Raw genomic sequence first — 21,612 nt, forward strand, 5'->3', positions numbered from 1 at the left:
AAAGATTCTCATCCCCAATACCTTACGAGTTATTGCTACAGATCTTGGTTTTGTACAAAAAACCGATAGAAACCAAGAAAAAGATTTTATATCTTTTTATGTTTAGAGGCGTTAAAAAATTACTACACCTCCTTCATATACGTGTAATATACAGGGATTTATAACTGGATATAGAACATAAAAAAGAGATGTTTATATTATTAATAAAATGATATACATAAGTGGAGGGTTAGAAAATGAAAATTGCAATAGTCTGTTTCGATAACTTTACCGATATAGATGTTTTTCTACCATGGGATTTATTAAATCGTGTACGTTTAGTCGGTGGTATTTCCGATTGGGATGTCCAGCTTTTAGGGACGGAACAATCTCATATATCTATGTCTGGCTTGCGTATTCCCATGACAGGAAGCATATCTGATATCCCTTTTGCCGACGCTGTAATTTTTGCGAGTGGTAAAGGTGTAAAGGATTTATATAAAAATCAACAATATATTAATAGCATTCATGTAGATCCTCAAAGACAATTAATAGGATCTATGTGTTCTGGTTCACTACTATTAGGAGCTAAAAAATTACTAACTGGTAAAAAAGCTACTACATATCCCTTAGCAGTAGAACAGCTAAAAGAATTTGGTGTAGACGTTATTGAGAAAAGTTTCGTAAACGAAGGAAATATATCGACTGCTGCGGGTTGTTTTGCTGCTCAAGAACTATCGGCTTGAATTATAAGGACCCTACTTAATGAAGAAATGGTTGATATTGTACTAGAAACTGTTCAGCCAGTAGGAAAAGGTTTATATTTTTAATCTCAAATCAAGTCAAGAAATTGTGGTTGCTCTCCAAAAATGATAAAATAAGATTTTTGTTTCGAGTTAACACAAATTTCGTTCTAGAGTGCTATAAAACTTCAACTTGATGGTGGCGTGGTATGCACCATTTATAAATAAAAAAACCCGCGTATCATTCACGGGTTTTCTTCTTAATAACTAATTGCTATTGTACCTTCACCTGCATGTACCGCAAATGAAATTGGTAATGGATATAATTTGAAATCCATTTCAGGGAATGCTTGTCTAATATCTGAAATCCATTCTTCAGCTCCATCTTTATCGTTAGCATGGAACATGTGAAGTACTTTTGGTAATTCTTTTTCAAGTTCATTTTTAATGTATTCTCGACATTTTTGGATTTTACGTACTTTCTTTTCAAGTAAAAGCTCTCCACCTTTTACTTCTAATATTAAGTTGACACTTAATAAACTTCCAAGTAAAAATTGAACTCCCTTTACACGTCCACTTGCATAAAGGCCTTTTAAACTTTTCGGGAATACGTGGAAAGGTCTTCTTTTTTCATCTACTAATGTTTTGTGTATATCTTGTAAAGTCATACTATCATTGTATAACGATTTTGCTTTTCTAATTAGTTCGTCCATTGGATAACTTGTTGTTTCACTATCTAATACCGTTAATGGGAAACCTGCCATTTCTGCAGCTAACTTCATGTTTTGATAGGTTCCACTTACTTTTCCGCTAATAGCAACTGCAAATCCTTCTTCATATTCTTCTTTGCATTTCGAAAATAACTCTACCATTTCCCCTATGTTAGGTTGTGATGTAGTGACAGTTTTACCTTCGTTTAAAGCATTATAAACGCGCTCACGCACACCTTCTTCACAATCTTTGTACGACACACCATCAATAATAACTTCAATTGGGATAACAAAGTTATCTCCTTCTGTTGTAAAACTCGCAGTTGTACTATCAGTAATCCAAGCAACACGCTTCATGTTGTTCCTCCCTTAATTCAATTCCTCTTTTCTAATTTTTCTATATATTTATGTTATGAAAAGAGAATATCCCTGTAATAGTAACAGGACTTTATTGTTTTGGCTATAGTAGATAGATGATAAATGTGAATATTTCTTGTCTTTTTCACAAATTAAAAAGAAAATCAAGAAATTTGCTTGATTTTCCTTTTATCCTACATTATTTAAAAGTTTCATTATCTAAAATCACAACATAATCATTTGTTAATCGTCCGGCTTCTTTCGTATAACTAACAAGTCTTTGTACATTATCACAGCTAAGTTTTGCACCCCATACGAGTAATGGTACACCGATAAAGTCGATGTGAAACCTTCTAGAAAACAGACCGCCAAAAGTCATTGGTAAAGGTACTGTTGGTGATGTATTAGAAAAAACAATCTTTTCATGACTTTGATAATGTTTTTGCAGAATCTCTCCTAAATGCTTCATCGCAGGTACAACGATTTTTGATGCGCCGCATCCAATCGTATAAACCGGGTTACCATTTTCATCTACTCCATGAAAAATAATTTTCCCCATATCTTCAGTTTTCAATTTATTAAAGTAATCCACATTTAATATTTCTTCTTTTGTTAGCTTACGATCCGTTGGTAATTTATTTAAATGATAAGCTGCTGCAAGTGCAGTTGAATGCGTTCCGCCGAAATCCGTGTAAATGAATATCATATGATCATCCCTTGTTATAAAAGTTCAATGTTATTTAGTATTACCGTTCACAGCATTGATAAACAAGGGATGAATGTATTTATACTTTTTTATTAATGTATTATTCATTTCCGATTATACTATTGTCTATTTATTATGTTACACCATGTAATAGCCATAAGCTTATTTATAAAAGTAAAAAGACGTACTTTTGACTCGTACGTCTTTTATCATCTTTATTCAAAATAAATGTATACTTTAACACGTATGAATTGTTAGTTATCAATAGTTTCTATTCTTTTAGAATCCGTCTCATTAAATACTTGAATGTTAAATTTAGCAGCTAGCATAATAGTGATTTTATAAATAAAGTATCCAAGAATACAACCTATAACGTTACATATTACATCATCAATATCAGTAACTCGTCCCACTCCACTAAATAAAGACTGAATTAATTGTAGCAATTCAATACTAGTTGATATAGAAAATCCTAATAAAATTGTATTTTTGAATTTCTTATATTTATCCCATAGGATTGGTGCTAAAAATCCTAAAGGCATTAATAATAAAATATTTCCGCCTACATTTCTTATAATTAGACCAATCATAAATAGGGCATCTCATCATAAGCACTACCAATTTGATTGATGTCTTTAATAATTGATGCAAATGGTATTATATTGACCGAGCGATTCAGATTTTCAATATTAGAAGGAAAACCGATTGGTAAAGGGAATAAAGTTACTGCAACAACCATACAAATGTAGACCAAGAATAAAAAACTTATTATTTCTTTCCACCAAATCACATGTTTTTTATTTTTGATACCAATTAATATTCCACGTACAATTAAATAACAAATAACCCCTAAAATAATAAACAAGCTACCGTTGATCATATACAAATTGTTAACACATCCTTTCATATGAATTAATAATTAAAATTTATAACTATATAGTAATGTTTTTTAATTTAAAAATCCATATATCCATATGTAATCGTGCAGAATTAGAAAACCCTTTATTTAGTAAATAAAGGGTTTCTCGTTAACTAAAATACTTTTCAAAACAAAAACAATCATGCACTCGTTTAAATTGTTTTCTTATGTCTTCTTTATTTTCACCTGTATAATGAGCAAATGTTTGAACTGGATATAACTGATCTATATTACTTTTCATTACACCTTTTATCTCGTCTGTATGATCGCTATATACGTGTAAATAGGAATCTACTTTTACAAATCCGTTCTTTTCATACCATCCATGTATCCATAGATTGTCCCTAGTCCATGCTTCTAGGCGATTTAGGTTACGTTCATTCGCTAACTTCTCCGCTTCCTTTAATAGCTGATTACCAATTTTCATTCTACGGAAATCCGGATGAACTGCAATATGCCAAATCATACCACCAAGACCAGTTCCTCTTGAACAAACTGTACGTTCTTCTAATTCATATTCGATATCTATTAAACCTACAATTTGATTTTCATATACAGCTACTAGTTCAATAGCCGGATGTTCATATCTTTCCTTTTCTCTAAATACATTATCGTAATAAGCTGTATCTAAAAAAGATAACACACGGCAACGTACCCAACCGGTTTCATCCTCTTTTCTATACGCTCTAATTTCTATATCCATATAATTAAAAACCTCCTTCTATTTCTATCATTAATTTTTCGGGTCCTGCTTCTTTATTTGATGGAATAACTAATATAATTCCTAAGTCTGGATATACGGCCGAACGAAAACTGACGCCTGGGTCATATCCCATTACATGATATTTGAATATCTTGTTTTCTCTTGTTTCAATCCATATTCCATAGCCATAAGATTGATTATTATTTACTTGGATGTGAGGAGTTAAAAGTATTTTTGTATATTCTTGGCTTATAATTTCATAGTTAAATAACGCTTCCCAAAACTTCAGCATGTCTGACGCAGTAATAAAAGCTCCACCATCCGAACCACCTTTTATCGGAATAGAGTAAGCATTTGTTCTCCATGTCTGGCTAATTTCATCTTTTATATATCCGAGAGCTGTCTGCTTTGGTAATCTATCTAAAGAAAAATAGCCAGAATCATTCATACCAATTAGTTTAAATATATTTGTTTCTATATACTCCGTAAATTTAAGTCCTGTCTGTTCTTCGATTATTAACCCCAGTATGATAAAACCAGCATTGTTGTAGTGAAACTTACTTCCAGGCGCAAACATCATATCTTTGTTTTGAAATAATGGTAAAAAGTCTTTTAAATTTTTTAATAGATACATAGGAGTTTCTTTCCAAAGATCCTCAAAGTTATCCAAAATACTTTCATCAAAATAATCCGGAATACCCGAACTATGTGTCAGAAGGTGATGTATTGTAATATTTTCATTGAAATTTGGAAATTTAATACTTAAACAATCTTTTAACTTTGTATGAAAAGTAATTACACCTCTTTCAACAAGTTGACAAATGCCAATTGCTGTGAATATTTTACAGCCGGAGGCAATTCCAAACCTAGTTTGTAGCGTATTGTTTATACACTCATTTCGATTTGCATAACCAAACGCTTCTTCATAAACTATGCCCTTTTTTTCTTTCACTAAAATTACTCCAGAGAAATCTATATGACGATATGTTTCTTTTACAATGTTATCTATTTGATTTTTAGTTTTCATTACAAAATCACCCTCGTTTATCAATATTGTTCTCCTTTCTTATATTTCCATATATAGGAGGGATAACCCTCCTATTGAACATCGTAAGATTTAAATCAAAACTAAGAGAACTATTTCGAATGTATAGACTCAGAAGAATTCACCTTAGAATGTGAAGGCAATAAAGTAAACACACACAATATAATAGTTATAAGTAACATTACCAATGATCCTACAATAACTACAAGTTGTATAGAAATAAATTGAGTTGCAACTCCGAATAGAATCGTAATCAAAATGGTTATGCCGGCAATTACTAGTCCATATATACTTCCAATCCGTCCCATTATGTGAACGGGAACGTTGTTTTGATAAAAGGTATAATATCCTGTATTTGCATATGCCATAGAGAAAGATAAAATAAAGAATCCGATAGCAGCTATTAAAAAATCATTTGAAAAAGCATAAATGATATAACCGATTGCGATGAATAATGATCCTATTCCAATTAAAAATGAAGGTGTTAATTTTTTTGATAAAATTGTATTTGTTATTGCTCCTAAAATAAATCCGGCTCCAGCAATACTAACTAAAAAACCATATTCACTATCTGTTAACAATAAAACTTCTTTCGCAAATGACAATTCAAGTGAATCATTTGCGGCAGTTAACACCATCATCCCTTGAAATAAGAAGTACACGAAAACGATATACAAAGATTTTTTACTAAAATTTAAAACGATGGTCCAATCTTTTTTTAGTACAGCTAAAGACAACCTGTCATTTGATGTATGAATATCAGGTTTTTTATCAAGATTAGGTAGCAGCAAGGTAATTACTCCTGATAAGAGAAATGCTATAGCATTCATATATATAGCAAACTCTGGTGTACTTGCTATTAACAATGCTCCCGCTATCGATGGACCAATTACAGAGGCACCAGACCCTATTAAACTACGCAATGAGTTGAAACGTTGTCTTTGTTCAACTGGTATTAATTTCGTCATATACGTCATCGCAGTTGGCTCATAAATTGCATTGGCCATACTAATAAAGAATACGAATACATAAACGATCCAAAGTGATGGAAGTAAAGGTAAAATAGCGATAAATACCGCGCGATATATATCGAGGTGAATCATTAATTTCCGTTTATTTAAACGATCAATCATGCTTCCTGACCAAGCGTTTGTAAATAGAGCAGCTAATGGTTTAATTACATATAAAGTAGCAACAGCTAAGGCTGAGCCACCCATATGATAGACAAGTACATTCAGTGCTATTAAGTAAATCCATGCCCCTAAATTTGCAATACCAACTCCGGACAGTAGTAATAAAGGATATTTCCAATCGTTAAGTAAGTTTTTCATTTTAGGCCCCCGCTTTCCAAAGTGTTTTAAACCAATAAAAAAATCCCACCCCCAAGACTGTTAGTCTTAGGGACGAGATTTATCATCGCGGTGCCACCCTAGTTTGTTAATATGTCACCATATTAACCTTATCTGGTACTGCATTCTAATTCATGCTTATACCATAGCTCTATAACGGGAGCTCCCGTCACACCACCCCCTAATTATAGGTTCCGATGCGCTGCTCAGAGGCTTGGTTCAATAAAGAATTTTTACTCCTTTTCAGCTAAATGGAGCTCTCTGTGAAAAATTCATCTTATTTACTCTTCTCTTCACTGCATTTGATTTTTTCCATATTATCACAATTTACTTTAACTTTAAATACAAAATAATCAGATATTTATAGTTGCCTCATTTTTGCTTTTCGACCAATTCGGTATATGAAACGCATTAGCTTTTTATGAAGATAAGGAAATAAGGTAAAGAATACGTCCATTGTTTTTTTAAACGGCATTGGACATATAACTAATTTATTTTTATGAATAGCTTTCAGTGCAATTTCAGCAAACTTGTCTGCTGAAATCGGCTTATTTGTTTTTAGTTGTTTTATAATTTGGCCCTTATTCATATTAATTGCAATTGATTTTTCAAATATGGGTGTATCTACAAAAGTTGGACAAAGTACACTTACATTTACACCGTATTCTTCTGCCTCATAATGTAATGACGTTGTTAAACCGACGATAGCATGTTTTGTTGTTGCGTACGCGGTACAAAGTGGAGCAGGTCCTAAACCTGTTGCAGACGCAGTATTAATGATATGACCAAATCCTTGTTTTTTCATGAATTGGTAAGCCAATTGTGTCCCGTAAATTACTCCTAATAAATTTATTTCAATAATATGTTTCCAATTATCTAAAGACATATCGAATACTTCTCCATACATAGCAATCCCAGCATTATTAAACATATAATCAATTCTACCAAACTCATTAACTATTTTTATAATAAGTTCCTCTACGGATTCAGCGTTAGTAACATCTAAATATTCGAACCTAGCTAGTTGATTATTATTTTTTATATTATTCACAAGCTCTTGACCACTTGTTTCATTAATATCTGCGATAATTACAAATATATCTTTATTTGCTAATTGAATAGCTAAAGCTTTACCGATACCAGAAGCTCCGCCAGTTATAATTGCGACTCTTTGTTCACCCATATAAAAAACCTCCTGTTGTTAATACATATAATGAAAACGGACGAGTGTAAAGATTTGAACAATCGTTCTAATTCGCTTGTAATGCTACGCATGTTTGTTTGAAATAGAAAGTAAAAAAATCGTAATGGCTTCATTAAATAAAACTTCTAATTTCTCTGTTTCAAATGAATGAATGAATTGACATAATCCACCTAGCCATGAACCTAATAAAAGACTTGAATCCTCAACATTTTCTATATAAAATTCACCACTTTGTATACCTTCATCCAAAATTTTTTGATATGTTTTTAAAGGGATAACAGCTAAACCATAGAGTTGTTGAATTGTAGAAGGGTTCGCGCTCGGATCAGAGGCAAGTTCTTGTCCTGCTCTTAATAATGGCGTTGTGTAATTATAAAGTACAAATTTAGCTATCCCATATAATTTCCCAGTAGCGTTTGTATACTGTTTTTCTGCTAATTCCCATTTATCGTGCCAATTTCTCATACTGTCTTTAGCTAAATAAACAAATAATTCTTCTTTATTTTTATAATGGTAATATATATGTCCTTTACTATAACCAGAGGCTTTTGCAATGTTATCAATTGAAGTTCTTGTATATCCTTTTAAGGAAAATAATTCTGTCGCCTTCTCTGCTATTATTTCTTTGGCTAAATCGCTATCGTATCGTCTTTTATTCAATGTAGACTCCTTCCGTCGTTTCATACAAAAATTTGAACAGTCGTTCTAATTTCAATATATGTAGGTTTTTCTGTTTTAGTAACTGTTAAGTTTATTATTTCCCCTAAAAATTACGGTGCGTGAAATTACTTGAATCATAAAAAAAAGAGTCTATTATATAGACCCTTCATATTTCCTGAATTAATTTGTATTTGCCTCTGCTAACGGTTGTAACGGTGGTTCTAATTCTAGTTCTAATATATCGCCTTCTTGTATAGCTTGTCCTTTTTCAATACTTTGATTTGTTACATAACCCGTACCTGAAGTTTTTAAATCTAATTTTAATAGTTTAGAAAAATACATAACATCACGCATGGACCAACCTTGTAAATTGGGCATTGTTGCGTTGTTTCCTAATAAAAATATACGATCACCTTCGCTCATTACTTCACCAGACTGCGGATATTGTTTTTTAATTTTTCCTTCTCCTAAAATTATCGGTTGGAGTTTCTCTTTTTTTACATTATTCTCTACCGTATCTATTGATTGATTCACATAGTTTTGCACTTTTAATTGGGATTTTTTCGTTGCATCGGTCATTTGTTGTTCTGTATATGGTTTCACCTTTAAATATTCAAGGCTATTTTTCACAACTGGTTTAAATATTTCAGCGAGTGGCTGAGCTCCATATTCATCTCCCTTTAACTTTGGCTGCTTAATAGCTAAGTATACAATTAACTCTGGGTCATCAATTGGAGCCATACCTAAAAATGAAAAAATATAATTTTCTTTTCCTTCCATATATCGTCCATTTTCAGGATTCGGAATTTGCGCTGTTCCTGTCTTGCCTCCTATTGGGTAACCATCGACTTTATACATTGTACCTGTACCTTTTGAAGACGTAATAACACGCTCCATTAAGTCTCTTACCTTGTCCGCAGTCTCTTTTTTTATCGGATTGCCAACTTCTTTCGGTTGATTTTCCATAATAACTTGCTTGTTTGTTGGATTTACAACTTTGTCAACGATATATGGTTGCATCATTTTCCCGTCATTTGCTATAGCGGTTGCAGCTTGGATTAATTGAATTGGAGTTACTGTAGAACCTTGTCCGAAAGAAGTTGTTACTTGTTGAATTTGTGTATTTAATAATAAAGTATTTTTACTTTCACCAGGTAAATCTATTCCCGTTTTTTGGTTAAAACCAAATTTGTTCATATATTGCTTAAATTTATTTGGTTTTAATAACTGATCTTCTAAAATAGAAAAAGCTACGTTTGATGATCTTTCAAAACCTTCATCAAATGTAATAGATCCCCATCCAAATCCACCATTATGATCTTTTATATCAGATGAACCTACTGAATACTTGCCGGATTGAAAATATTCTTTCCCGTTATATACACCTTCATTAATTGCTGCAGCTAACGTAAATACTTTCATCGTTGAACCTGGTTCATATGCATTTGCGATTGGATCATTTAAAAAGTATTCAATATCCCCTTTATTAGGATTAAAACTAGGTTTACTAGACATAGCTAAAACTTTCCCCGTCTTTGGATCCGCTATAATACCTACTAACATAGAAGGATCATAGTGCTCTTGCGCCTTATTCATCGCTTCTTCTAAAAAACTATTAATTTGTTTATCAAGCGTAAGATATACGTTATTTCCATGTTTAGCAGGTTCTATTTTTCCTATATCATTTGTAAGCGGGATACCTCCTCGCGCTCCCACATATTCTATATTCCCATTTGTCGAGCGCAAATATTTATCTAAACTTTTTTCAAGCCCAAACTTCCCTTCTGTATTTCCTTTATCGTCTGGTCTAGCAAAACCAAGTATATAAGATGCAAAATCTTCATTTGGATACACTCTTGCTTTCTCAGGCATAAAAGAAACACCTGGGATTTTCAATTTTTTAATTTGTTCTTTCTTTTCCCTAGACAAATTCCGGCCAACTTTTCCGATTTCAACTTGCGTACGCCCTTCATGGAAATTCTTTAACACATCTTCTTTATTAATTTCAAGCGCATCAGCTAATTGCGCTGCGGTTTCATCTTTATTTTTCAATTTGCCATTACCTTTCAAATTCACAACAACACGATACGTTGTTGAATCTTGAACGAGCACTTTTCCAGTTTGATCATAAATCGTGCCACGATTCGCTTCCAAAACACCATTTTTATTATGTTGTTCAGTTGCAAGATCCTTTACATTCACATTATGCACGACCCCTACTGCTTGAATATAGAAAAAACGCAAAAGCATAATAAGAAACAAAACAATAAAAGCAATCATAAAATACCGCGCGCCTTTATTCGTTTGAAGTTTATGCATATTTCGCTCCTTTCTTTCACCATTAATTACTACAAAGATGTGCTACAAAATATGTAGTTTTTACTTTCAATACTATATGTTTCGAAGTTTTCGTATGAATTCCTTTAAAACAGTGTGAAACTAGTTATAGTTATTGTCAGTTATTTAAATACTTAAAATACAGCACGTGAAATTTAAGAATATTCATTCTTTTTTTGCATAACACTCAAATTGTTATTGCAAGTAATCTATTCACTTGTATACAACAAAAAATCCTCCTCTGAATTTCCAAAGGGGGATTTTTTCCTAAACTATAAAAGGCTAGTTATGAAATTTAAGCTACATGGTTATATTTCTCTAAAAAACGAATTCGTTTCGCTACGAATGCATACATTTTGAAAACAAGTTTTGCTATTGGTTCAAAAATACGTTTTTTCTGCAATAATAAACAGCTTGTTAAAATCGTTATGACAGCCGCACCCATTACATCTAAAGGAAAATGAACACCTACATACAAACGTGATATACAAACTAATACTGCCCACAAAAGTGCGATATATCTTAACTTTTCTCCTCTAAGAATAAACATGAATGCAATCGATAATACAAGTACAGAATGATCACTAACAAAGGATGAGTTTTCTGCGTGGGGTACTAATTGATTCACATCATATGATACAAAAGGACGTGGATGATAGTATACTAAATGAATAAAAACATTTACTAGCAATGCAATTATTACTGAAAGTGTCGTATACAACACTGTATATTGTTTTCTTATCGCATTCTCTTTCTTTCCGTTATGAAACCATAAGATAAGCATGAATAGAATAGCCACATATGCAGCACTATTTGTAATAGCAATCATTACCTTATCTAAGAGTACAGATGTACCTGCTAAATTGTTTATCCATTGAAATACTGCGTAATTCACATTACTCTCTCCTTATAATTTCTTATTTCACTTGAAATTAAGATACAAGTTTACTTGATTTACACAGTATACAACATTTACACACATTTAGATTTTCACTTTATTCATGTTACTATTTTTCATTTGACAATTATGTAACTATTTACACGCATTAAAAATATATATGATGGAAAAACCTTTAAAATCATATAACCCACTAACTAAAAGTGTATATATTACATAACATATACATATAAAAACATAGGTTATTAAATCATATTTTTATTCCATACGTAGAGCGATATTACCAAACTGTTCTCCCTGCTCCATACGTCTTAACGCTTGAATCGCTTCTTCCAACGAATAAACTTTATCCATAATTGGTTTAATCTTATATTTCTCTATAAACTTAATCATTTCATTAAATTCTTCACTGCTACCCATAGATGTCCCCATAATATCGATTTGATTATAAAATAACGCTCGTAAAGGTAATTCAATTTTATCTCCGGAGCTTGCACCAAAATTAACAATTCTCCCATTCGGTTTTAATACATCAAAGTATTTTAAGAATGTTGCTGGACCTATACTATCAATTATTAAATCTACTTTCCCTCCGCATAAACTCTCTTCCCAATTTCCAGAACTATTAAAAGAAAAATCTGCGCCATATGCTTCGGCAAATTTTCTTTTGTTCTCTACCCTTGAAGTAACACTTACTTTTGCGCCAATTGCTTTTGCAAATAACATAGCAAATGTCGCTACACCGCCGCCTATCCCAGGAATTAAAACATGTTCCCCACGCTTTAATCTACCCTTTGTAAAAAGCGCTCTATATGCAGTTAGTGCCGATAAAGATAGAACGCCAGACTCTTCCCAAGTAAGATATGACGGTTTTCCTACTACATTTTCAGCTGGGACAATTACATATTCAGCAAACGTTCCATCTTTTGGTCCCCCTAACACCTCTGGTAACTCTGGTACTTCGGCAATATTATCCCATCCAATACTAGGATTAATAATGACCTCGGTTTGTAATAAATCAGCTGAAACACCTTCTCCTATTTCTGTAACAATACCTGCACCATCTGACCCTATTACTAACGGTAGATCCATTTCTTTTCTATTGTTTATAATAAATAAATCCCTATGATTTAATCCTGCTGCTTTTAACTTTACTTTTACTTCCCCGGCATTAGGATTTGTTTCAGATAAAAACTTATATTCTAACCCCTCTACCCCTTTTTTATATTGATGTAAAATTGCTTTCATTGCTTCATTCCCCCTTAATATTTTCAATGTACTAGAAATATCGAAATAAATAAACTAATCTGTCTCCAATAATTAGATGTATATCGTTATGACAAAAGAAAAAATCCCTCCCTATAAATAACGCAGGAAGGGATTTTTTAAATTTTTTCAGATAAAAATCTGTAATGTTAATTCTTTTGAGTTTTAGCTAATTCTAATATCTTTTGAATAAATGGTGCTTTTGCATTTGTATAAGAAACACGATCAAAAGGATATGTAGCTGCAAGTCTCTCTTTTAGTTCTCTATATTCTTTACGTGCCCATTCATGCTTTATTAGAAAGTCTCGAAATAAAAGATTGTTTTTCCATTCGTCACTATTATAAATATAAACATGTAAATGATGAGTACCTGCTCTCCATTTTCCCTTTCTAAAAAAACGCCAATTAGGTGTTTCTTTTGGAACATACTCATATCCGATTTTTAATAGATCACCAATCCACTTTTCGATAATTTGCAAATCTGTTACGCCAATCATCATATCAATTAAAGGTTTCGCTCCTAACCCTTGTACAGATGTGCTCCCTATATGTTCAATAGCAATACAATCTTCCCCGAATAAAGAAATAAATTTCTCTTTTTCTATTAAATACTCTTCGTGCCACTCTTTTTCATATGGTTTAATAACGATTTGTTGTTCCATTTTATCCACCTTTTTATAATTGTTTATTATTATATTTATATAAATTTCATGTGATTCACATAGGATTTTTACAAAACGTGTCGAATACTGAAATATATAACTTAATTATAATAAATGCGAGGTATAATATGAAAGATATTCCAGTTGAAATTCAGTTAAATCAAGTTACATTCCAGTTAAAAGAACATCATAATTTTGATTGGCTATTGAAATTAGGAACCGTATTTGCAGTTTTTGACCAGCAAGATTCAGGTAATATAAGTTTTGGTGTTGAAAAAAATGGCCATAAAAAATTCATTAAATACGCAGGGGCACAAACAATTGCATACGAAGGAACAATAAACGACGCTATTGAACGTTTAAAAAATTCAGTTTTCCTATACGAGGAATTAAAACACAACTCGCTTATAAAACTAATTGAACACTTTCCAGTTCAATCTGGATATGTATTAATTTTCGATTGGTTTGATGGTGAATGTCTTCATTCGCACTGGAGTTTCCCGCCTCCTGAAAAATATAAAAATCCAAACTCTCCATTTTATAAATTTAAGCATTTACCTGTTAGAAAACGAGTTCAATCCTTAAATTCCATTTTTTCTTTCCATACATATGTCGAAAAGAAAAAATATGTAGCGATAGATTTTTATGATGGTAGTATTATGTATAATTTTAATACAAATGAAACGAAAATTTGTGATATTGATTTATATTCTAAAAAACCATACGTAAATAAAATGGGAAGATTATGGGGTTCCTCACGTTTTATGTCTCCTGAAGAATTTGAGCTAAACGCTATAATTGATTCGAGAACAAATGTATTTAATATGGGGGCAATGGCTTTCGCGATTTTAGGTGGTGGAAAAGATCGCTCCTTTACAAAATGGGAAGCAAGTAGGGATTTATATGAAATAGCGTATCGCACAGTAAATGAAAACCGAACCGAACGATATGCATCAGTTAAAGAATTTTATGAAGAGTGGGTAAACGTGTCGAATACTAAAAAGATATAAATCTATATTATTCAAACAAATATATAGTTTATACTATTATCATGATAATATATATGAAAAGGAAATTAAAAATAACGAGGCAAATATTATGAACTTTGTGTATATCAATCAACACGTGTTAAATAACCTTCTATACATTTTAAGTAGCATATTTATTTTTTATTTTATATATGATAGCGGGCGCAATTTGAAGAAATATAAAAAACTACTTATTATACTTTGTACGAGTATCCCTCTTATTTTATGTATGCGCTATCCTATCTATATGGATGAAAATTGTATTCATGATTTAAGACAAATACCGGTTATAGTAGGTACGCTTTATGGTGGCTTCCCTGTCGGTATAACATTGTTTGCTATTTTATTAATTACAAGATTTTCATTTTATGGATTTAGTATGTTAACAATAGTAGTGTATGGAACAATGTTTATCATTACAGCATTCGCATCCGCAAAATTTAATACGTATAATAGAAAAATTAAAGTAGCTTATGCAATGTTTTTAACATTTTTCTTAGCAATATTTACAACTGTAATTGTATTAACTTTATCAGATTTTGAAGTGAATAATTTGTACACCATTTATTTCATAATATTACCAACCGTTTTAATGTTGTTTGTAGTTTATTTTAATGAAGTTTTAAAAGATGCAGTATGCATGCGATCGAAGTTAATTAAAATGGAAAAAATGGAGATTGTTAGCCAACTCGCTGCTAGTATATCGCACGAAGTAAGAAATCCCTTAACTGTTGTAAAAGGATTTACACAACTTTTAAAAACACCAAATTTAACTCTAGAATCAAGAGACGAGTATATTAAGCATATACTGGAAGAATTACATCACGCCCAAGGAATTATTGATGATTATTTAACGTTTGCCAAACCTGCTTCAGAAAAATTAGATGAGATTTCAGTAGAACAAGAATTAAATCGAGTTATTAATATGATCTTACCTTTATGTAATATGAATACAATACATATTACAAAAGATTTCTCTACGGCAACAATAGTTGGTAATAAACAGCACTTTCAGCAATGTTTTTTAAACTTATTAAAAAATGGTATTGAAGCAATGCCTAATGGCGGTACTTTAAATATCTCCTCTTCTATTAGTAATAATAAAGTTATCATACGAATTGAAGATAGCGGAATTGGTATGTCACAAGAGCAAATAAATCGATTTGGCGAACCATATTTTAGTACAAAAACGAAAGGTACAGGTTTAGGTACAATGGTTGCTGTTAAGATCATTGAAACGATGCAAGGTAATTTGAAAATCCGAAGCGTTATGAATAAAGGTACTACTTTGACAATTACATTTCCGAAATGTAATACAAACGCATTTAACAATAAATAAAAAAGGAGCAATTATGCTCCTTTTTTATCTGTTTCGATACATAAGTATCTTCTATGTTTTTTAGTTTTACATTTGTGGAGACTAACTAAAAATTAGTACCCTCCGCCCCAGCAGCTGCATCCAACGATAATTAATAAAATAAATAACACAACTAATAAAGCGAAACCTCCACCAAAACCACAAGAACCACCGTAACTCATATTTTCTCCTCCTTTTGGTTTGAAAACTAATAGGTAGTTGATCATTTTAACTGGTTCGTATTATACATTATGTAAATATCCCTTTTTTGAGCATGTCTATATAAAAATAAGTAAAAGCACTCATTTGAGAGTGCTTTAAAATGGATACCAAAAATTTTGAAATACATGTAACTTTACATATACTGCAGCAATTAAAATAAAAATACCTACAAATAAAGCAATGAAATCCTGGCTTTTCGCTTTATTTGTATAGAACCACGTACGTGTATCCTTCTTTCCAAACCCTCTTAAATCCATTGCGTTTGAAACTGTATCGATTCTCTCTAAAGAATGAATAATTAAAGGCCAAAAAATTAAGACACGGTTTTGCATGCGGATCCATAAACTTGCTTCTCCTTTTTCGAAAGCTACTCCTCTCGCCTCTTGGGCATGTTTAATAACTTTATATTCGGACTGAATATCAGGTATATAACGTAATGCAATATTTATCGCATAAGTAATTTTATAATGAATTCGAAATTTACTTAAGCTACTCACAAATTTGCTTGGATCAGTCGTATAAATAAAAATAAGTGTAAATGGTAATAACGTAAAATACTTTAACGAAAGTGTAGCTGCATAAAATAATGTTTCGTATGTAATTGTTGCATATCCAATATACATAAATGAAGTATACGATCCAGTTAATTCAGATCCATGGGTTGGTGTAATAAATAAGATCATGACAGAATTTAATAAACTAAATGTAAATATAACAGTAAAAACAATAAAAATTTTACGAAATGGAATTTTAGCAACTAAAAGTCCGATACATCCAATTATAAATACGAATAGCAATACGCGAAAATCAAAAAATAAAAAGGTAAGCGTCATACAAAAAATAAATAACAACAATTTCACTGCTCCGTCCATGCGATGAAAATATGTATTATACACCTTCCTCCCTCCTAATATCATTAAAATACAGTTCCATAAATTTTTCAGGATTTGCAATACCACTAAATTTAACGAGTTTGAATAAAGAGCTCTCCTTTAAGTTCGCTCTTTGTAACGTTTCTGGATGTCCTAATACAATGGATGCGGTATGATTCGCAATAATTCTCCCTTCGTGTAAAACTATCGCCCTGTCTGCATATTCCAATGCGAGATTCATATCGTGTGTGATAAAAATAAATGATATTCCCTTTTTAGCTAATTTTCTAATAAACGACATAAACTGTTTATAATGATAATAATCTTGTCCCGCTGTCGGTTCATCTAATATGATAAGTTTTGGATTTGCTGTTAGTACAGATGCAATCGTTAATCTCTTTTTTTGTCCATAACTTAACGCCTGAATTGGCCAATTTCGAAATGGATACAAACCACAAATTTTTAACGCTTCCTCCGCTCTAAACTTAATTTCTTTCTTTGAAACCTTTTTTAATTTTAATGTGAATGAAACCTCTTCTATAACAGTAGGTTGTGTAATCATGTGATTTGGATTTTGCATGACATAAGATATAATCTCACCGCGTTTACATATAGACCAAGAATTGATATTTACTCCATCAATTAAAATCCTTCCATTTTTTGTTTTGTTTATTCCTATAAGACTATGAGCTAATGTTGATTTTCCAGCTCCGTTATGGCCCAAAAGTGCTACAATTTCTCCTTCATATATGGATAAATTTACATTCTCTAATACTTTTTGTTTATTAGGATATGAAAATGATAAATTCTCTACTTTCAATAATTCTTTTTTTGTAGGAGTATCTTTACAAAAAGCTTTTTTCTCCATCCACTCTTTTATTACGCCACTAATACTTTCCTTATGAAGATTTTCAAGTGGATATATTACGTCATTATTACTATCAAAATGTAATCTTTTTAATCCTTCTATGTACATAGGTTCTCTTAATCCGATTGAGGGTAATATATTTGACGCTAAAATCTCATCTGGTGTCCCTATCGCAACAATTTCCCCTTCATCAATTAAAATAATTTTATCTAAATCCAGATTTAACATTTCTTCTATTCGATGTTCAATAATTACAATTGTTTTATTATATTGCTTATGTATATTTTTAATAAGTTCAATTGTATGTAAGCTGCTAGCTGGATCTAAATTTGCTAACGGTTCATCGAACAATAATATAGGAGCATTTGTTGTTAACAAACCCGCTAAAGAAACAGTTTGTTTTTGCCCTCCAGATAATTCATGCGGACTTTGTTTATGAAAAGTATGCATCCCTACCTTTTTTAATGACTCCGAGACAATCTTTTTCATTTCATCCTGATTTACACATTCATTTTCTAAATAAAAGGCTACATCTTCTTCTACTGTAAGACCAATAAATTGTGCATCTTGATCTTGCAAAATTGTGCCTACATGTTTACTCAGTTCAAAAACACTCTTTTTCCTCGGATCTTTTCCAGCAATTAAAATATTACCAGTACTAGTCCCTTCATAAGAAAATGGGATTAGCCCATTCATACAATGAGCTAATGTTGATTTCCCTGAACCACTTCGTCCAGCAATTAGCACTTTTTCCCCAGGATATATATGAAATGTAATGTCTTTCACAGTAGGCTGCGCTGCATGCTTATATTGAAAGTTGAATTGTTCAAAAGAAATAATTGGTTGCATTTTAATATCCCTACTTTTCAATTTTTAAATGTGTATGTTTCTTATTCGATTTAGCTAGGCCTATTGTAATTGGCAATCCAAGAACTAAAAATACAATAACGTCAGCAATTGTTGCACCTAACACTTGTATAACAATTTTGTCAAACGGTTCTCCCATTACAATAATATCGAATGCCCCAGCAAATATAATAGCAATGACAATTCCAATTAAGCCAGTAATGGCTAAATAAGAAATATCTCCCTTATTATATGTCCCGTTTTTCACACTAAAGCCAACTCTTTTTTGAATGAACCCCATTGCAAAGCCAATAATGCCTGAACTAATAACCCATCCCCACCAAATACCCCAGCCAGCGATTGTGTCTGTTACGGTATGACCGATAAGTCCTATTAACAGTCCTGCCACTGGACCAAATAACGCTCCAAAAACGGTTAAAATAGCTAATGCAGGTTTAATAAATGTATTTGGTGCAATAGAAAACCCCCAAAGTCCTAATATCCCGTATAATGCTGCTCCAATTCCGATTGCCACTACTAATTTTGTTGATAATTTGTTCATAACAATTCCCCCCTCTTAATAGTCAACTTTTATTACTCTATATTTATTTTGAAAATGAATTATGCATCGACACTCCCTTTCTATACAACAAAAAATGACCTCTTACATAAGAGGTCATTTTCTTTCACGTTTAAGAATCCTCTTATCTTCCAAAAAACACATCGTGTTCTCTGCGGAATTAGCACCTTCCTATATACATTTACATAGGGGTTGCTGAGGTTTCATAGGGCCGTTCCCTCCACCTCTCTGGATAAGTATTAATTTGTAATTCGTATTATGGCATTAAACAATATAAATTTCAACACTTTTCTAATTATTTTTATTTTTTGTTTAATAGCACATTTAAATCATTGTATTCTTATCGGAATTATGAAATAATGAATTCAAAATAGTTACGGGAGGAATATACGATGAAAGTAATTGGTTTAATTGGTGGACTAAGTTGGGAATCTACATCATTATACTATAAACATATTAATACACTTACACTCTCTCAATACGACCAAAATGCAAAGCTTGTTTTATATAGCATGGACTTTGGTGAAGTAACGACTTTATTACAAAATCATCAATATGAAGAAGTGAAAAACGAATTAGTTACTGTTGCAAAGAAGGTTGAAAAATCCGGAGCTGAATGTTTATTAATGTGTTCCAATACGGTCCATTTATTTGCTGAAGAAGTAGAAAGTGCAATATCCATTCCACTTCTTCACATAGGTGATGTAAGTGCTAAAGAAATGGTAGAACAGAATATAAAGCGTATCGGATTATTGGGTACGAAACAAACGATGGAACAAGACTTCTATAAATCACGTCTAGCAAACTATAACATTGAGACAATCATCCCAAATGAAGAGGAAAGAAATTTTATTCATCATGTAATTTTAAATGAATTAAGTAAAGGGATTATTTCAGAAACATCAAAAGAAAAGCTATTACAAATTACAAAATCATTAATTCAAAATGGCGCAGAAGGTATACTACTAGGTTGCACCGAAATACCGTTGCTCATTTCCCAAAACGACCTTACTGTTCCTGTTTTTGATACTGCTTTTTTACATGCAAATACTGCTGTGCAGTTTGCGGGATAATCATATAAAAGCATAAAGGTTGAGCCTCTATGCTTTTATATTACCCACACTATTTATTTAAAAGAGATATAATCACTGTGATTGCTTCATTTGAACCACCACAATCTAAAAAACTATCATTCAGTTTTCGTATACCATGCTTATACTTTTCATTTAAAAGTACGTCTGTTACCGCTTCTTTTAAACTTTGTACATTAACATGCTCTTTCAATAACCTATGTGCGGCTTCCAGCTCAGTTAATCTTTGTGCTATCATCGGTTGATCTTTATCATGTGGAATGATGACAAATGGGACATTAAAATAAATAGCGTCGTGTACACTGTTCATGCCGCCATGTGTAATAAAAACATCTGCTTCATTTAATATTTCTGATTGGGGTACGTATGAAGCAATTATAAAATTGTCTGGCGCTTTCTTAATTTTAGAACGATCATTTCTATCACCAATTGCCATTACAACTACCCCTTTAAAATCTGAGAAAGTATCAATACAAGTATTAAAGAATGGTTCAAGTCCTTCAAGCAGTGTCCCCATTGAAATATAAATAACTTTCTTACCTTTAAGCAATTCAAGTGGAAACTCTACATTTGTTTTACGCTTTGAAATACTTGGTCCAATAAAAATGTTATTTTCTCCAAACAAATCGCTATTAAGTTGGAAGTAACGACTTGTGTACACAAGAGTAATATCTCCCTTGTTATGCATAAATTGAAGATTGTTTTTAGGCTTTACTCCAAATTCATGTTCCATTCGATATAGTAACTGTTCAGAAATTTCATCAGGTTGGAATGGTATTTCTGCATTAGGATGAAAAGGTAAAGTCTCCAAAAATTCAGTAGGAATTAAAAATATAGGAGAAGAAACTATGCCTGGAATTTGTAAATACTCCTTTACTAACTCTCCAGCACCAAATATATCATAAATTACGAAATCAAAATTAATGCTTTCACATAATTGTTTCGTAATTTCTAATATATATAAAGAAGTTTGAACATGTACATGAAAGAAAGAGTTCAATCCATATGAAGTTTCAGTATCAATAGAAATATCCTTTAATAAATCTGGATGGGTATATACAGTAGCTCCCAAATCTTCAATTCTGCCTTTAAAGTGTTCTGTAGTAATATAGTGTACGTGATTCCCCCGTTCAGTAAAGGCTTTGACTAAACTTAATGTCGGGTTTACATGTCCCTCTGCTGGAAAATTAATCATTAAAATATTTAGCAC

The 21,612-nt window shown here is 31.8% G+C and carries 19 protein-coding genes, 2 pseudogenes, 1 riboswitch and 1 other annotated feature; of the genes and pseudogenes, 4 read left to right on the top strand and 17 right to left on the bottom strand.

Annotated elements, in window-relative coordinates; translation table 11 throughout:
- Positions 1–236: 236 nt before the first annotated feature.
- Positions 237–809, top strand: a pseudogene (locus QCI47_RS14760) (DJ-1/PfpI family protein).
- Positions 810–982: 173 nt separating this feature from the next.
- On the opposite strand, the gene QCI47_RS14765 reads toward QCI47_RS14760, so the two are convergent.
- From QCI47_RS14765 to QCI47_RS14820, 12 genes and pseudogenes are all read right to left on the bottom strand, one after another.
- Complete coding sequence (locus tag QCI47_RS14765; protein WP_000831950.1) at positions 983–1,789, bottom strand: DegV family protein; 807 nt, start codon at positions 1,787–1,789, stop codon at positions 983–985.
- Positions 1,790–1,988: 199 nt separating this feature from the next.
- Positions 1,989–2,495, bottom strand: a complete 507-nt coding sequence (locus QCI47_RS14770) for a DUF3189 family protein (protein ID WP_000576331.1) — start codon at positions 2,493–2,495, stop codon at positions 1,989–1,991.
- Between the two features lie 254 nt (positions 2,496–2,749).
- Positions 2,750–3,381: pseudogene (locus tag QCI47_RS14775) on the bottom strand (VanZ family protein).
- A 142-nt stretch (positions 3,382–3,523) separates the two neighbouring features.
- Positions 3,524–4,117 (bottom strand): GNAT family N-acetyltransferase, encoded by a 594-nt coding sequence (locus tag QCI47_RS14780; protein WP_309423026.1) that lies wholly within the window; start codon positions 4,115–4,117, stop codon positions 3,524–3,526.
- 4 nt (positions 4,118–4,121) lie between these two features.
- Positions 4,122–5,144, bottom strand: a complete 1,023-nt coding sequence (locus tag QCI47_RS14785) for a serine hydrolase domain-containing protein (RefSeq protein WP_309423025.1) — start codon at positions 5,142–5,144, stop codon at positions 4,122–4,124.
- 110 nt (positions 5,145–5,254) lie between these two features.
- Positions 5,255–6,493, bottom strand: coding sequence for an MFS transporter (locus QCI47_RS14790; protein ID WP_309423024.1), 1,239 nt, complete (start codon positions 6,491–6,493; stop codon positions 5,255–5,257).
- A 65-nt stretch (positions 6,494–6,558) separates the two neighbouring features.
- Positions 6,559–6,817, bottom strand: a binding site (T-box leader).
- A gap of 55 nt (positions 6,818–6,872) precedes the next feature.
- Entirely contained in the window at positions 6,873–7,694 is an 822-nt protein-coding gene (locus tag QCI47_RS14795) for an SDR family NAD(P)-dependent oxidoreductase (protein WP_309423022.1), read from the bottom strand.
- An 84-nt stretch (positions 7,695–7,778) separates the two neighbouring features.
- On the bottom strand, positions 7,779–8,375 hold the full coding sequence (locus QCI47_RS14800) for a TetR/AcrR family transcriptional regulator (protein ID WP_001042680.1): 597 nt from the start codon (positions 8,373–8,375) through the stop codon (positions 7,779–7,781).
- Positions 8,376–8,555: 180 nt separating this feature from the next.
- On the bottom strand, positions 8,556–10,694 hold the full coding sequence (locus QCI47_RS14805; RefSeq protein WP_000549357.1) for a penicillin-binding protein: 2,139 nt from the start codon (positions 10,692–10,694) through the stop codon (positions 8,556–8,558).
- Positions 10,695–11,007: 313 nt separating this feature from the next.
- The gene (locus QCI47_RS14810) at positions 11,008–11,607 is read right to left on the bottom strand and encodes an undecaprenyl-diphosphatase (RefSeq protein WP_001104979.1); all 600 of its coding nucleotides are present in this window, start codon (positions 11,605–11,607) and stop codon (positions 11,008–11,010) included.
- Positions 11,608–11,868: 261 nt separating this feature from the next.
- Entirely contained in the window at positions 11,869–12,858 is a 990-nt protein-coding gene (locus QCI47_RS14815) for a zinc-binding dehydrogenase (protein ID WP_000644319.1), read from the bottom strand.
- Between the two features lie 167 nt (positions 12,859–13,025).
- Complete coding sequence (locus tag QCI47_RS14820) at positions 13,026–13,538, bottom strand: GrpB family protein (protein WP_000437686.1); 513 nt, start codon at positions 13,536–13,538, stop codon at positions 13,026–13,028.
- Positions 13,539–13,666: 128 nt separating this feature from the next.
- Between QCI47_RS14820 and QCI47_RS14825 the strand changes: the two genes are divergently transcribed.
- Both QCI47_RS14825 and QCI47_RS14830 read left to right on the top strand, forming a co-directional pair.
- Entirely contained in the window at positions 13,667–14,548 is an 882-nt protein-coding gene (locus tag QCI47_RS14825; RefSeq protein WP_309423019.1) for a protein kinase family protein, read from the top strand.
- Positions 14,549–14,636: 88 nt separating this feature from the next.
- Positions 14,637–15,905 (top strand): LytS/YhcK type 5TM receptor domain-containing protein, encoded by a 1,269-nt coding sequence (locus QCI47_RS14830; protein WP_309423017.1) that lies wholly within the window; start codon positions 14,637–14,639, stop codon positions 15,903–15,905.
- A gap of 92 nt (positions 15,906–15,997) precedes the next feature.
- Here QCI47_RS14830 and QCI47_RS14835 read toward each other — a convergent pair whose 3' ends face one another.
- From QCI47_RS14835 to QCI47_RS14850, 4 genes are all read right to left on the bottom strand, one after another.
- Entirely contained in the window at positions 15,998–16,105 is a 108-nt protein-coding gene (locus tag QCI47_RS14835; RefSeq protein WP_000120182.1) for a YjcZ family sporulation protein, read from the bottom strand.
- Positions 16,106–16,240: 135 nt separating this feature from the next.
- Positions 16,241–17,041 (bottom strand): energy-coupling factor transporter transmembrane component T family protein, encoded by an 801-nt coding sequence (locus QCI47_RS14840; protein WP_000282907.1) that lies wholly within the window; start codon positions 17,039–17,041, stop codon positions 16,241–16,243.
- Entirely contained in the window at positions 17,034–18,734 is a 1,701-nt protein-coding gene (locus tag QCI47_RS14845; RefSeq protein WP_309423015.1) for an ABC transporter ATP-binding protein, read from the bottom strand. Before QCI47_RS14845 ends, QCI47_RS14840 begins: the two co-directional genes overlap by 8 nt.
- 10 nt (positions 18,735–18,744) lie before the next feature.
- Complete coding sequence (locus tag QCI47_RS14850) at positions 18,745–19,293, bottom strand: ECF-type riboflavin transporter substrate-binding protein (protein WP_001038200.1); 549 nt, start codon at positions 19,291–19,293, stop codon at positions 18,745–18,747.
- 139 nt (positions 19,294–19,432) lie between these two features.
- Positions 19,433–19,550, bottom strand: a riboswitch (SAM riboswitch).
- Positions 19,551–19,703: 153 nt separating this feature from the next.
- On the opposite strand from QCI47_RS14850, the gene QCI47_RS14855 reads away from it, so the two are divergent.
- Positions 19,704–20,384: an aspartate/glutamate racemase family protein gene (locus tag QCI47_RS14855; RefSeq protein ID WP_000864406.1), complete on the top strand. Its 681-nt coding sequence runs from the start codon at positions 19,704–19,706 to the stop codon at positions 20,382–20,384.
- A 49-nt stretch (positions 20,385–20,433) separates the two neighbouring features.
- Here QCI47_RS14855 and QCI47_RS14860 read toward each other — a convergent pair whose 3' ends face one another.
- Positions 20,434–21,612: a macrolide family glycosyltransferase gene (locus QCI47_RS14860; RefSeq protein WP_353811838.1), complete on the bottom strand. Its 1,179-nt coding sequence runs from the start codon at positions 21,610–21,612 to the stop codon at positions 20,434–20,436.

The sequence above is a fragment of the Bacillus cereus group sp. RP29 genome (genome assembly GCF_040459765.1).
Classification (GTDB): Bacteria; Bacillota; Bacilli; order Bacillales; family Bacillaceae_G; genus Bacillus_A; species Bacillus_A paranthracis.